This window comes from Haloarcula terrestris (genome assembly GCF_031624315.1).
In the GTDB taxonomy this organism is placed as follows: Archaea; Halobacteriota; Halobacteria; order Halobacteriales; family Haloarculaceae; genus Haloarcula; species Haloarcula terrestris.
Window position 1 is genome coordinate 298,020 of the sequence record NZ_JAMQOM010000001.1, and the last position, 12,988, is coordinate 311,007.

12 protein-coding genes and 1 tRNA gene are annotated in these 12,988 nt (G+C 62.9%); 8 read left to right on the forward strand and 5 right to left on the reverse strand.

Annotation, left to right across the window (positions count from 1 at the left end; all coding sequences use genetic code 11):
* Positions 1-22 precede the first annotated feature (22 nt).
* Positions 23-1,657 (reverse strand): potassium channel family protein, encoded by a 1,635-nt coding sequence (locus NDI54_RS01640; RefSeq protein WP_310894742.1) that lies wholly within the window; start codon positions 1,655-1,657, stop codon positions 23-25.
* A 274-nt stretch (positions 1,658-1,931) separates the two neighbouring features.
* On the opposite strand from NDI54_RS01640, the gene ilvA reads away from it, so the two are divergent.
* The 6 genes from ilvA (at position 1,932) to NDI54_RS01670 (ending at position 7,184) form a co-directional block, all read left to right on the forward strand.
* The gene (ilvA, locus tag NDI54_RS01645) at positions 1,932-3,143 is read left to right on the forward strand and encodes a threonine ammonia-lyase (protein WP_310894743.1); all 1,212 of its coding nucleotides are present in this window, start codon (positions 1,932-1,934) and stop codon (positions 3,141-3,143) included.
* Positions 3,144-3,398: 255 nt separating this feature from the next.
* A complete protein-coding gene (locus NDI54_RS01650) occupies positions 3,399-3,608 on the forward strand; it encodes a DUF1328 domain-containing protein (RefSeq protein WP_310894744.1) in 210 nt (69 codons plus the stop codon).
* A 99-nt stretch (positions 3,609-3,707) separates the two neighbouring features.
* On the forward strand, positions 3,708-3,911 hold the full coding sequence (locus NDI54_RS01655; protein ID WP_310894745.1) for a hypothetical protein: 204 nt from the start codon (positions 3,708-3,710) through the stop codon (positions 3,909-3,911).
* A 29-nt stretch (positions 3,912-3,940) separates the two neighbouring features.
* Positions 3,941-4,022 (forward strand) — tRNA-Ser (locus NDI54_RS01660).
* 525 nt (positions 4,023-4,547) lie between these two features.
* On the forward strand, positions 4,548-6,296 hold the full coding sequence (locus tag NDI54_RS01665) for a BCCT family transporter (RefSeq protein WP_310894746.1): 1,749 nt from the start codon (positions 4,548-4,550) through the stop codon (positions 6,294-6,296).
* A 333-nt stretch (positions 6,297-6,629) separates the two neighbouring features.
* A complete protein-coding gene (locus tag NDI54_RS01670) occupies positions 6,630-7,184 on the forward strand; it encodes a DoxX family protein (protein WP_310894747.1) in 555 nt (184 codons plus the stop codon).
* A gap of 163 nt (positions 7,185-7,347) precedes the next feature.
* Here NDI54_RS01670 and NDI54_RS01675 read toward each other — a convergent pair whose 3' ends face one another.
* Together NDI54_RS01675 and NDI54_RS01680 are read right to left on the reverse strand one after the other, a co-directional pair.
* Entirely contained in the window at positions 7,348-7,719 is a 372-nt protein-coding gene (locus tag NDI54_RS01675; RefSeq protein ID WP_310894748.1) for a VOC family protein, read from the reverse strand.
* Between the two features lie 58 nt (positions 7,720-7,777).
* Complete coding sequence (locus NDI54_RS01680) at positions 7,778-8,656, reverse strand: PhzF family phenazine biosynthesis protein (protein WP_310894749.1); 879 nt, start codon at positions 8,654-8,656, stop codon at positions 7,778-7,780.
* Positions 8,657-8,763: 107 nt separating this feature from the next.
* On the opposite strand from NDI54_RS01680, the gene NDI54_RS01685 reads away from it, so the two are divergent.
* On the forward strand, positions 8,764-9,375 hold the full coding sequence (locus NDI54_RS01685; protein WP_310894750.1) for a DJ-1/PfpI family protein: 612 nt from the start codon (positions 8,764-8,766) through the stop codon (positions 9,373-9,375).
* A gap of 14 nt (positions 9,376-9,389) precedes the next feature.
* Here the strand turns inward: NDI54_RS01685 and NDI54_RS01690 are convergent, their stop codons facing one another.
* Both NDI54_RS01690 and rnz read right to left on the reverse strand, forming a co-directional pair.
* Positions 9,390-10,463, reverse strand: coding sequence for a Gfo/Idh/MocA family protein (locus NDI54_RS01690; RefSeq protein ID WP_310894751.1), 1,074 nt, complete (start codon positions 10,461-10,463; stop codon positions 9,390-9,392).
* A gap of 39 nt (positions 10,464-10,502) precedes the next feature.
* Positions 10,503-11,435 carry a ribonuclease Z gene (gene rnz, locus NDI54_RS01695; protein WP_310894752.1) on the reverse strand — a complete coding sequence of 311 codons (933 nt, stop codon included), beginning with the start codon at positions 11,433-11,435 and terminating at the stop codon, positions 10,503-10,505.
* Between the two features lie 383 nt (positions 11,436-11,818).
* On the opposite strand from rnz, the gene NDI54_RS01700 reads away from it, so the two are divergent.
* The gene (locus tag NDI54_RS01700) at positions 11,819-12,961 is read left to right on the forward strand and encodes a hypothetical protein (protein ID WP_310894753.1); all 1,143 of its coding nucleotides are present in this window, start codon (positions 11,819-11,821) and stop codon (positions 12,959-12,961) included.
* Positions 12,962-12,988: the final 27 nt, after the last annotated feature.

The following is a 12,988-nucleotide window of genomic DNA, read 5'->3' on the forward strand; positions in this document are numbered from 1 at the left end:
CCGACTTGCTACGCGCACGGCATTAGCCAAACACCGATTTGAACCGCGTCACGCCGTCGTCGGTGCCGGCGATGACGAGCTTGTCAGTTGGTTCGATAGTCACATCAGGACTGAGGTCGGTGATGACTGCACCGTTGCGTTCGATAGCGACGACCGTACAGCCCGTCCGTGAGCGGACATCGGCCCCGCCAAGCGTCGTATTCCCGAGACCGTCAGCGGCGACACGGATGACCTCGACTTGCTGGTCCATCGAGATCACGTCCTCGTCTTCGAGAATCGTGGACGCGAGCATCCGACCGCTGACCGTCGACAGCGCGAGGACGTAGTCAGCGCCCGCCCGATACATCTTCTGGACGTTCTCGCTTTCCTCGGCGCGGGCGATGATTTCGACATCGGGGTTGAGGTCGCGGATGACCAGCGTGGCGAACTCGGTGTCGGTATCATCCGACAGAGCGAGAATGATCGTTCTGGCTGCGCCGACGCCGGCGTGTCGCAGGTCATCGGGTTCCGTGGCGTCGCCGACGACATCGACGCCCGGCTCGTCGGACTGGTCGAGCACCGTATGCGGCACCCCGGCGGTCGTGAGCGCCGACGTGATCGTCTGTCCGACCTCACCCGCACCGATGACCACCGTCTCCCCGCGGCGGAAGCCACGCACGCTGGAGAGGGTCATCTCCTTGAGCCGTTCTAATTGCCGCTCAGTCCCCGAAACCAGCAGGACCGTACTCCCGTCGAGTTCGGCGTCGGGATCGGGCGGGCTCACGAACTGCCCGCGGAACCACGCGCCGATGACGTTGACGCCAGTCCGCTCCCGGATGCCGCTCTCGGCGAGGGTCGTCCCGACAAGGTCGCTTCCGCGGTGGATCGGCAGTTCGGCGATGTCGAAGTCCTCACCGATTTCGATAGAGTCACCGAGCGTCGTCGAGACGCCCGTCGTCACCTTGCTTGCGAGGCTCTCACCGAGCAGGCCACGTGGCGAGAGGACGGCGTCGGCTCCGGCGAGGTCGTGATACTTCGCGCGGTCGGGTTCCTTGACGACGCTGACGGTCTGGACCGATTCATCGACCTCGCGGGCGGTGAGGATAATGCTTGTGTTGACCTGGTCAGAAGCGTCGGCGACGAGCGCCCGGGCGGTGGACAGGTGGGCCCGTTCGAGGCCGTCGACGGACTGTGGGTCGGCGTGGATGACCTGATACCCCTCCTCATAGAGGTCGTTGGCCCGGGACCGGTCCGGTTCGACGATGACGTAGTCGACATCCCAGGTGTCCAGTTCGGTGACGAGCGTCTCACCGCGGGGAGAGAACTGACAGATGACGACGTGGTCGCTGAGGTCGTTTTCGACCGTGCTCGGAGCTGTCGTCGCCATGGCCTCTTCGAACAGCGGAAACAGCAACACCGGGAGCGCGAGGAAAATCAGCACGACACCGGTGATGTCCATCACAATAACGAGCAGCCGCATCTCCGTGGTGCTCCACGGCGCATCCGAACCGTACCCGGTCGTTGTGAACGTCTCGACCACGACGCGAAGCGACCGCAGGAACGGTTGCGGGTCGTTTTCGAACGCCATCATACCGTAGTCGTACGCGAACGCATACCCCAGAATGATGCCAGCAAGCGCGACGATATACATCAGCGTCCGTCGCAGCCAGGTATCCATCTACTACTTTCTGGGATACCGAGTGTAAAACAGTTCTGTCCGACTAACCACCGGCCGCCTCCCGGAACGAGAACCGGGATCGCAACGCTATCCATACGCCGTCTTGCACTTTCACTTTCACCGCGCTACGACTGGGTTTAAGTCCATCGCGTTCGTTGTGCCGACTGCAGTCACACGCTCCCCTTTCCGTTCTGGTGACTTGCCTCAGTAGTCACAACGCTCTCCCGGTATCGCGGGCCGACAGTATAACACGGTCCGGCGAATACCCTTTCGCATGCTCTCGTTTGAGGACGTTCTCGCGGCACAGGACACTGTCTCTGAAACGGCCAGACACACACCACTCGAGTACTCGCATACGTTCTCCGCGATGACTGGCGCGGATGTCCACCTCAAGCTCGAACTGTTCCAGCGGACGGGCTCGTTCAAGATACGGGGCGCGACAAACCGCATCGCGTCGCTCTCGGAGACTGAACGGGCGGCCGGCGTCGTCACGGCCAGCGCCGGCAACCACGCACAGGGGGTCGCACTCGCCGCCACGCGAATCGGCGTCGACTCGAAGATCGTGATGCCGGAACGAGCGCCGGTCTCGAAGGTGAAAGCGACCCGGAGCTACGGCGGCGACGTGGTTCTCCACGGGCGGGACTACGACGCCGCCGCCGAGCGTGCCCACGAGATCGAACGCGAGGAAGACCGGACCTACGTCCACGCCTTCGACGACGAGAGAGTGATGGCGGGCCAGGGGACCATCGGGCTGGAGATCTACGAGGACCTCCCCGGCGTGGACACCGTCGTCGTTCCCATCGGTGGCGGCGGACTCATCAGCGGCATCGCGACGGCACTCAAGGGCAAGGACGAAGACATCCGCGTCATCGGCGTCCAGGCCGACGGTGCCTCAAGCGTGGCCGAGTCCCTGGAGAAGGGCCACCGTATCGAGCGCGACAGCGTCGAGACCATCGCCGACGGCATCGCCACCCGCACCGTCGGCGAGGAAACCTTCGAGGTCATCAGCGAACGCGTCGACGAGGTTGTGACGGTGTCTGACTCCGAGATCGCTGTCGCCCTAACGACGCTACTCGAACGGTCGAAAACGCTCGCCGAAGGTGCGGGGGCCGTCGCGCTGGCCGCCGTCATGGAGGCGAAGTTCGACTTCGAGGACGACGAGACGATCGTCCCGGCGCTGTGTGGCGGCAACATCGACCTGAACACGCTGACCAACGTCATCATGCGCGGCCTCGTCGAGACCGGCCGCTATCTCAAGATCCGGACCGTCCTCCAGGACCGCCCCGGTGCGCTGGAGGAACTCGTCGAAGTCCTCACCCGTGAACAGGTCAACATCTATGCCATCGAGCACGACCGGACCAACCGCGACGTGGCGATGAGTTCGGCCGAAGTCGAACTGGACTTAGAGACCCGCGGCCCAGACCACGTCGACGCCCTCCTCGACGCGCTCACCGACGAGGGGTACGAGGTCGACGTGCTCGTCTGACCGGGAACGCTCGCTGTGCATCGACGGCCTGCATACGAAAGTGCGATCGAACAGAGCGAGCCTGTCATATCAACGCCCACGCCGTAGCGTCCTGATACCGCTGTTTTCGACCAGTTGTATCATAACCGCTGTCGCCCCTGCAAGCACAACGCTGGCCTCGCCGCCGGTCGAACGGTCGACTATGTCATCACTGACAGCAGCGCACGACGGTACCGCACCGCAGCTTTCCCGACAGCTCTGTAACGGGTGGCTACAGTGGTAGCGCTTCCGCTCGCCGTGCCATCGACCGCGACCGTCCCGCTCCAGTCCGGCGGCGGCCTGCTGTACTACGCTATCGTCTTCGTGATCCTGGCCTTTGTTGCTGGGATCGCTGGCTTCCGCGGCGTCGCCGGGCTGAGCTTCCGCGTTGCGAAGTTCCTCGTCGTCATCTTCCTCGCCCTTGCGCTCGTCACCTTCCTGCTCTGATTCCGGCGGGGTTTTAGCCGCGGCGACCGCCGCTTCGTGTATGCGACGGGCCGCACGCACCGCACCGACCGACACAATAGCACGGAGTGGAGGGCTCTAATGGACCCGCAGGCGAAAGCCAGCCTTCTGTGGGGCGTCGTCGGGAGCCTCGCGTTTCTGGTCTTGATCCAAGGCTATGAACTGCTGGCCGGCACGCCGGTGTCGATTCCGGCCAAAGTCGGGGTCGCGCTGGCCGTTGGCGTCGGGACGACGCTGGCCTCTTACCGCATGCAGCCACGGCTGTTCGGAAACGAAAGCCCTTAATCGCCCGCCCTCGCACTCTCGAAACGCGAGCCAGGATGGCCGAACGGTAAGGCGCACGCCTGGAAAGCGTGTTCCCTTTCGGGATTCTGGGTTCAAATCCCAGTCCTGGCGTAGGGAGGTTCGAACGAAGTGAGAACCTCCAGAAACGTGAACGGTGAACGAAGTGAACCGTGAACTGGCGCTTTCTGTGACTGACTGTGAGTGAGGAGCGACAGCGACGACCGAGCCAGCAGTCACGAAACGCCCGATGTCTGGGATTTGAGCACGCGAGTCGCAGCGCCGAGCCCGGCGAGGCGACCGTCTCGCCATCGGTTCAAATCCCAGTCCTGGCGTACCACCTTTTTCGACGGGGGGTTCGAGCGCTACGCGCCCTCAACCCCCGCGCAAAAACGTGGTATCGCGCACGCAGCAGTAGAATTCTAGTTACGACTTCTGGTCAGGGAAAGAGTATTAACAACAGGCCAACTAGATCTCGCATGTCAACTGTTGCCAAACTCTGTCCGAGGCACTTGGTCAGCACGGGAAGGCATCCGGACCCGTCGCCCCCAGAAGGTGTCAAAAGCGGCGACCACGGTCGACCCGGGACAGGCAGCCGAGAGTTGTTTCAGCGGCAATCCGTGACGGTGGAACGGGTCGATGTCTCAAGGTGACGACGAGGATGTCGTCGGGAAGACATCAGAAGGACTCCAGGTCGAGCTGTTCCACCCGGATACTGACCGGGAAACCGGAGACAGAAACATCCAGACCCTCGGCGTCGACGTTCATTCGCGGGTTTTCCCTATTTCCTGTCTGGTGATCGCGCTCTTCATCGGGCTCACGCTGGGCTTTCGGTCGCAGGCTGCGGGGATGTTCACCGCGATTCAGACAGGGATTGCCGCTGTTGCAGGCTGGTTCTACATCCTCTCGGTGAACGTCTTCATCATTGTCGTCCTGTACTTTGCGCTCGGCAAGTACGGGTCGATCCGGCTCGGAGGCGTCGAGGCCGAGAAAGAGTTCTCCGACTTCTCCTGGGTTGCGATGCTATTCAGCGCCGGCATGGGCATCGGGCTCATGTTCTTCAGCGTGGCGGAACCGGTCTTTCATTTCGGATCGGTGCCGCCTTTCTTCGATGGCGTTCAAGATGGAAGCGCCGCGGCTGCCGGTGTCGCGATGGCGACCACGTTCTTCCACTGGGGTATCCACCCGTGGGCGGTTTACGCACTCGTCGGCCTGGGCTTGGCGTTCTTCTCGTTCAACCGCGGATTACCGCTCACGTTCCGGTCGATATTCTGGCCCCTGCTGGGCGAGCGGATCTACGGCTGGCCGGGTGACGTTATCGACATCCTCTCGGTCATCGCAACGCTGTTCGGGCTGTCGACATCGCTCGGTATTGGCGTCCAGCAAATCAACGCCGGCCTCACGACGCTCTCCGGGCAGTTCCTCTCGACGACGATCCCGCAATCGGTATGGGTTCAGGTGGGACTGATCGGGATAATCACGGTCATTGCGACGCTGTCGGTAGCCGCTGGGCTCGACGGAGGTGTGCGGCGACTCAGCGAATTCAACGTCTATCTCATGCTCATGCTCCTCGGAGCGATGCTCATCGTCGGCCCGACGCTGTACGTCCTCGCCAATTTCGTCACGAGCCTCGGTACCTACATCGGCGTTCTGCCGGAGTTGTCGTTCTGGAGCCAGACCGGCGGCGGGAGCACCTGGCAGAGCGGCTGGACGATCTTCTACTGGGGGTGGTGGATCTCCTGGTCGCCGTTCGTCGGGATGTTCATCGCCCGCATCTCCAAAGGCAGGACCGTCCGGGGGTTCGTGTTCGGCGTCCTCCTGGTGCCGACGCTGTTCTCGTTCTTCTGGATGGCCACGTTCGGCGGGTCGGCGCTGTTTATCGAACTGGAGACGAGCGGATCGCTCGTCGCCGCGGTGAACGCCGACGTTGCGACCGCCATCTACGAGATGTTCTCGTTCTATCAGCTGGCGGTCCCGTTGTCGCTGCTGGCGGTCGTCCTCGTCGTCACGTTCTTCGTCACGTCCTCGGATTCGGGGTCGCTCGTGATCGACCATCTCACATCCGGGGGAAAACACGACGTGCCGGCCGCCCAGCGGATATTCTGGGCGGTCATCGAGGGTGTCATCGCCGCTGTCCTGCTGATCGGTGGGGGACTGGAGGCGCTCCAGACAGCATCGATCACTGCCGGGCTTCCCTTCACCCTCGTCCTGCTGTTGATGTGTTACACGGTCTACGTGGGACTGGCGAACGAACTCCGGATCATGGAGTCCGATGCGTTCGCCGAGTGGATGGAACGGCTTGGCGACCGTGATTCCGTCGTGGTTGAGGACGACAGCATCGCCGTAGCCAGTGCTGACGATAGCGAAGCCTCACCCGGCGATGACTAACAGTCGTTCCCTGACGTGATTGGTCGGGGGCCGTAGATTTCGAGGAGTACAGAACCCCGGCTGCCAGCGATACTGCTGTGGGTGTTCGGTACTGGACGGTCCACTCTTCGAGACGGTCGGAAAACCGCACGCGAGATGTGCGCCCTGTATTCAGCGAGGGAAGCAGAATTTCGAACGAAACTGCTAGCCAATGCTGTGTTCGGGACGCAGACTGCCCGAGCAGGTGTTATTCTTATATACCGGGCTTGGAATTCACAGGAACGGACTACTGAATATCGAATAAAACGCGTCCCAGCACTCATATTTAATACAGGGGTCCATGTTGACTATCTTATGTCCTCAGAAGAAGTTACGATTCGGAGTACTGTCGGAGGGTATACTGCAGAGGGACGACTGCACACGCTCAGCATCTGGTTTATCCTGGCGTTGCGCCTCATGATGGGGATTGCGTTCCTCTGGAGCGGCGCTGATAAGGTACTCTCAGGGAGCTTCAGCGCGGCGGGCTACCTCCAGAACGCGCCACCCGCAAACGGGAGTCCGGTTGCCACCCTCTTCGTGACAATGGGGGAAACTCCGTGGTTCGTCGACTTCGTCAATATAGCTGTGCCGTGGGGAGAGGTATTGATTGGCCTCGGGCTCATAGTCGGGTGCCTGACCCGGCTGGCCGCGTTCTGGGGCGCGTTTCTGATGCTGATGTTCTATCTGGGCAACTGGGACATCGCCCACGGCTACATCAACGGAGACTTCGCGTACATGCTCGTGTTCCTGTCGGTGGCTGCATTCGGTGCGGGCCGCATCCTCGGTCTTGACGCCTATATCGAGCAGTACGATATCGACGGCAAGCCACTCATTAACCGGTATCCTTGGGCGCGATATTTCCTCGGCTAAGAGGGAGCTCAACGGCGGTCGAAATCTGCTGGATTTTCTCACTCAATTCACACACCTACCACAGATTCTATTCAGTCACAAATATTTGAAACAATATCTCACTAAATAGTTGTACGACGCCCCTGGTTCATCCGTTGCCACCGAGTCCCTGCTCCTGATTGCCTCAGAGCCAGCGGTAGAACTCCAGCGTGTACCCCTCGGGGTCCTCAACGAAGGCGGCGAAGGCGTCAGCAGCGTCGATTTCAGTTGGTTCGAGTACCGGCGCAGCGCCGGCGTCGATGGCCGTCTCGAAGGTCCCCTCGACATCGTCGACGGTGAACGCGATGTGGTCCACGTCGGCACGGTTCGGCGCGACCGGGGTGGTGCGGTCGGGGTCGTAGCGCAGTTGCAGGTCACCGTCGCCGTCCCGGCCGAGATAGACGTTCTCGACGCCGTCCAGCGTGAAGCGGTTGGTCTCCTCGAAACCGAGCGCGCCGTAAAATTCCATTGCGCGGTCGAGGTCCGAGACGCAGATCGCCGTGTGTGCGAGTTCCATACAGCGGCGTTATCAGCGGGGTGAAATGAGTGTGCCGATACCACCGCTTGGCGACCACTCACAGCAGATCGCCGCGGGCGACGGAAACGACGCTGCCACCGACCCGGACGCTGATCGGGTCGTCGCTGCCGTCGGCCGAGAGGTGCAACAGCGATGGCCGACCCATCTCATAGCCCTGTTCGACACGAGCATCGACGACGGGACCGCCCAGCACTTCGTGGCGGGCGAGATACGCGGCCAGACAGCCGTTCGAGGAGCCTGTCGCGGGGTCCTCGGGAACGTCGTAGAACGGCGCGAACACGCGAACGGCGAGGTCGTTGTCGTCGCTTCGCGGGTCCCGACAGACGGCCAGGACGTTCTTGGCCTCGCGGTCACCGGTCACAGCGTCGTAGGCGTCGCGGTCCAAGTCGATGGCCTCTAGCGCGTCGCGGTCGGCCACCGGGACGACGATTGTCGCCAGCCCCGTCGAGACGATTTCGACCGGCCAGTCCTGATCCAGTCGGTCAACCGAAAGGCCGAGCACGGCGGCCAGGTCCGCGTGGGCCAACTGCTCGCCGAACTCGGGGGCCTGCTGTGTCATCCACAGGGTTTCGCGGCCGTCGCGCTCTCGTACGTCGACCGGCACGTCACCGACCGGCAGGTCCAGCGTCACCGTTTCCGGTTGCCCTCCAGCCAGATGGTCTCGGATGACCTGTGCCGTCCCGAGAGTGGGATGGCCGGCGAAAGGAATCTCGGCGACGGGGGTGAAGATGCGGACCGGCCACGCGCCGTCGGTCGGTTCCCCGGTGACGAACGTCGTCTCCGAGTAGTTCATTTCGGCGGCGATGGCCTGCATCTCCTCGTCGCTCAGGTCGCCGGCATCGGTGACGACGGCGAGTTGGTTCCCGGTGTATCGTTCCTGCGCGAACACGTCGACGATGTGAAATGGGTGAGACATACCTGTTCGCTCGGCGGCGTCGCCAAAGAACGCTCTGGGTGGCAGTGGTGAGTCAACAAATGACAAGAACCACTGGGCTATTTGCCACTGTCGGCCCTCCCGTGGGCATGGACACTGTCGTAATCGCCTGTTTCGACGGGTTCGACGAACTGGACGCCATCGGCCCCTACGAGATGTTCGAGAACGCGGCGCGCTTTGGCGCATCGTGGGACGTGACGCTTCGGTCGGTGCGTGAGTGTGATATGGTCACCGCGAGCCACGGGCTTCGAGTCGAACCGGACGGGGTGCTTGCCGACGTTGCCCCGGACCTGCTCGTGGTGGCCGGCGGCGGGTGGAACGACCGAAGCGAAGCCGGTGTCTGGACCGAAACCGAGCGGGGGGATCTCCCCGACGCCGTTGCGGCGGCCCACGACCGCGGCGCGACTGTCGCGGGCGTCTGTACCGGCGGCATGGTGCTGTCTCGGGCCGGCTTGCTCGACGGCCGCCCCGCAGTGACACACGGCGGCGCACTCGACGACCTGCGAGCGACGGACGCCGACGTGGTCGATTCCCGAGTGGTCGATGACGGCGACGTGCTGACCTGCGGCGGCGTTACGTCCGGACTCGACCTTGCGGTCCACATCGTCGAGCGCGAATGGGGCGTGGACGTGGCTGGGGCTGTCTGCGAGGAGATGGAGTACGAGCCCCGCGGCGACGTGTTTAGCGGCGACTCAGCGTAAGTGTGCCTGAGCGCTCAGGCGTTCGCGCGGGCGTCGTCAAGCAGCGCCTGCACGTCGACGGCCTCGCCGGTTTCGCTGCTCTCGATGGCGGCGAAGACGATGGCCATCGATTCGAGGACGCTGTCGACGTTCGTCGGCATCGGCTCGCCGCCCTCGACCCAGTCACAGAACTGCTCGATGAGCCAGGCGTTCTTCCAGTGGGGTCGCTCGGCCAGCGGGACCGTCTCGCCGTCGCCCTTGCCGATGCTCTCGAAGTTTCCGGTGTGGTAAGCGTCCCCGTGGAACCGTTCGACATCGCGACGGTCGAGGACGACCGTCTGGTCCGAACACTCGGCGCGGAACTGCTCGTGGCCCCAACCGTTCAGCGTCGTCGCGTTGGCGTAACTGCCCTCGTACTGGGCGCGGGTTCCGTCGGCGAAGTGCATCGTCACGAGGCCGGTGCAGTCGCCCTCGTAGTCGGCCCCGTCGGGCGTCCACGTCTCGGCGTACACCCGCTCGCAGGGCGAATCGGCCAGCGACGCGAGGATGTCGAGGTGGTGAATGGCTCCGTCGAGCAGGAGCATGTTCTCCATCTCGTAGACGTAGTCGGCGTAGAAGCCGTGGTCGCGGACGTTGCCCGTGTACCGCCCCGTCAGATAGTCGATATCGCTGGCGTCCTCGACGGCGCGTCGGAACGTCGTCTTGTCCCGGTCGAAGCGGTGACTCATCGTCACGCCCATCTTCTTGCCGGCCGCGTCGACCTTCTCGGCGACCCGCACCGACGCCTCCAGCGTGTCGGCGATCGGTTTCTCCGAGATGATGTGGAGGTCGTGAGCGAGTGCCGTCTCCACGACAGCCTCGTGGGTCGACGGCGGCGTCACGATAGAACAGATGTCCGCCGGACGTTCCGAGAGCGCGGTTTCGAGGTCGGTGTAGCACTGCTCCGGGGACAGCCCGAGTTCCGTTTCGGCCAGTTCAAGCCGTTCAGGGTCGGTATCGACCGCGGCGACGACCTCGATTCGGCCGTCCTCGACGTTCGGTGGGATCGCGTCCGTCGCCCAGGTGGACCCCTGCCCACCCAGGCCGACATGGACTAATCGGTGTGTCATGGCTGCGCTATCGCTTCGAAGAATAAATGCTGCACTATTTCATCGGTACTCGTCGGCATCAGGGAACTCGACATGTCGTTCCATTCCGTCCTCCGCGAGCACGACTTCGCCGTCGAACGCTTCGCGGGCCTCGTCGACCAGTTGGTCGGCGCTGGCGGCGTAGCGCGTCGAGAGGTGGGTCAGCGCCAGCGTCGACGCGCCGGCCTGCCGGGCCACGTCGGCGGCCTCCCGAGCGGTGGAGTGGGCCGTCGCCTTCGCCCGCTCTTTCCGGTCCTCGGCGAAGGTGGCGTCGTGAACGAGCAGGTCTGCCCCCTCGCTGGCCTCGATGACGCTCTCTTTCGGGAGCGTGTCGCCGGTGTAGACGAACCGTCGGCCGGGGCGGGGCGGCCCGACGACGGCCTCCGGCTGGATGGTCTCGCCCTCGTGTTCAACGGGGTCGCCGCGGTGGAGCTTGGAGTATTTCGGTCCCGGCGGGATGCCGAACTCCTCCTCGGCTTTCTCCCGGTCGAACTTCCCCTTCCGGTCGTCCTCGTCGAGGACGTAGCCGACGCTGGCACACCGGTGTTCCGTCTCGATGGCCCGAACTTCGTACTCCGGGCGGTCGAGGACCACATCGCCGGCCGATACCTCGTTGATGCGGACGGGAAACGAGGGTGTCGTTCCGTTGGCCTGGATGAGCTGCTTGATGTTCCCGCGTGTCCCCGCCGGCGCGTGGATAGCGATGGGGCGTTCGCGCTCGTTGAAATCCCACGTCTGGAGTAGCCCCGGGATACCGAGGACGTGGTCGCCGTGGAGATGCGTGACGAACAGGTGGTCGATGGCGAAGCCGGTGCCATAGCGCATCATCTGTCGCTGCGTGCCCTCGCCGCAGTCGAAGAGCAGGTAGTCGCCGTCGCGGTTGCAGAAGATGCTGCTCGTGTTGCGCTGGGTCGTCGGCACGGCCCCACTCGTCCCGAGAAACGTCACGCGCATATCATCGAACCCTCTACTGTCGACAGGTAAACCGGTGTCGAAAGGGCAGCGCCGAGAGCGGGTCGTCACTCCCGGTCTGGATCTGTCGGGTCGCTGTGACCATCGTTTGTGCGTTACTCAGTACCGTGCTTATTCGAAATGTCCGAACATACTGGCTGCTCGCAGTATTCTTGCTGCCAGTGTTTGCGCCCCGACTGGATGCTTAACTACCGACAAAACAATTTGTCGTTGCGTAAGTGTTGCTCAATCTCATTTTTTCCGGCCGGCGATAACAGAGGGCAGCTTAGCAGGTTATTATACTCAGATGAACTGTCTCGCTGGTTTATGTGTCATTCTCCCGTTGAATCGTTCGCATTGCCTTCCAATCACTGCAGAACCAACTCATGATACAAACTCGTACACTCGCCGTTTTCGCTGCGCTACTCGTCGTCGGTGGCCTCACCGCACAGGTCGGGGCTGTACCGGGCGTGACAGCGCAACAGGAATCGCCGACAGAACAAGCCGGGAACACAGGGGTCACCGTTGACTCCCTGACCGCTCCAGAGAGCGTCGCGCCGAACTCGACTGCTGACGTGGCCGCGACGGTCACGAACAACGAGAACACCACGGTGACTGAATCCGTGGAATTCCGGTTCGACGGCGCTGTCGTCGACCGGACGCTCGTCACGCTTGAGCCCACCGAGACCACTACCGTCCAGTTCTCCGCGGACACGACCGGCATCGAACCCGGTGACTACCGCCACGGTGTCTTCACCAGCGACGACGGTCAGATCGCTGCCGTTACCGTCTCTGACTCCTTCACGCTGGAGAGTTTCGACGCACCGACGAACGCCACCGCCGGTGACAACATCACCGTCGACGCGACCGTTGCCAACCCGAACGACTTCAACACGACCCAGGCAGTCGAGTTCCGGCTCGACGGCCAGCCACTCGCCACCGAGTCCGTGACCCTCGACGCGAACGAATCGACTGACGTGACGTTCACGGTCGATACGACCGGCGTCGAACCGGGCACGTACGTCCACAGCGTCTTCACGCGTGACGACGGTGCGTTCGGCGAGATTACCATCGAATCGGCTGTTGAGACGCCTGAAGAGCCGTCCGAGACTGAAACCGAAGAGCCGCCTGCGAGCGAAACTGAGGAGCCGTCCGAGACCGAAACCGAAGAGCCACCGGCAAACGAGACTGAAGAACCGCCAGCGAGCGGAACTGAGGAACCGTCCGAGACTGAAACCGAAGAGCCACCGGCAAACGAAACTGAAGAACCGCCAGCGAGCGGAACTGAGGAGCCGTCCGAGACTGAAACCGAAGAACCGCCAGCGAGCGGAACTGAGGAACCGTCTGAGACCGAAACCGAAGAACCGCCAGCAAGCGGAACTGAGGAGCCGTCCGAGACCGAAACCGAAGAACCGCCAGCGAACGAAACTGAGGAGCCGCCCGCAAACGAGACCGAAGAGACTGACGACGAGACCGAAACCGAGGACGCAGGTACCGCGACCGAAGAAACTCCGACGACAGAAGGCTAACCCGCGCCACCCTGTCACCCGTTCACA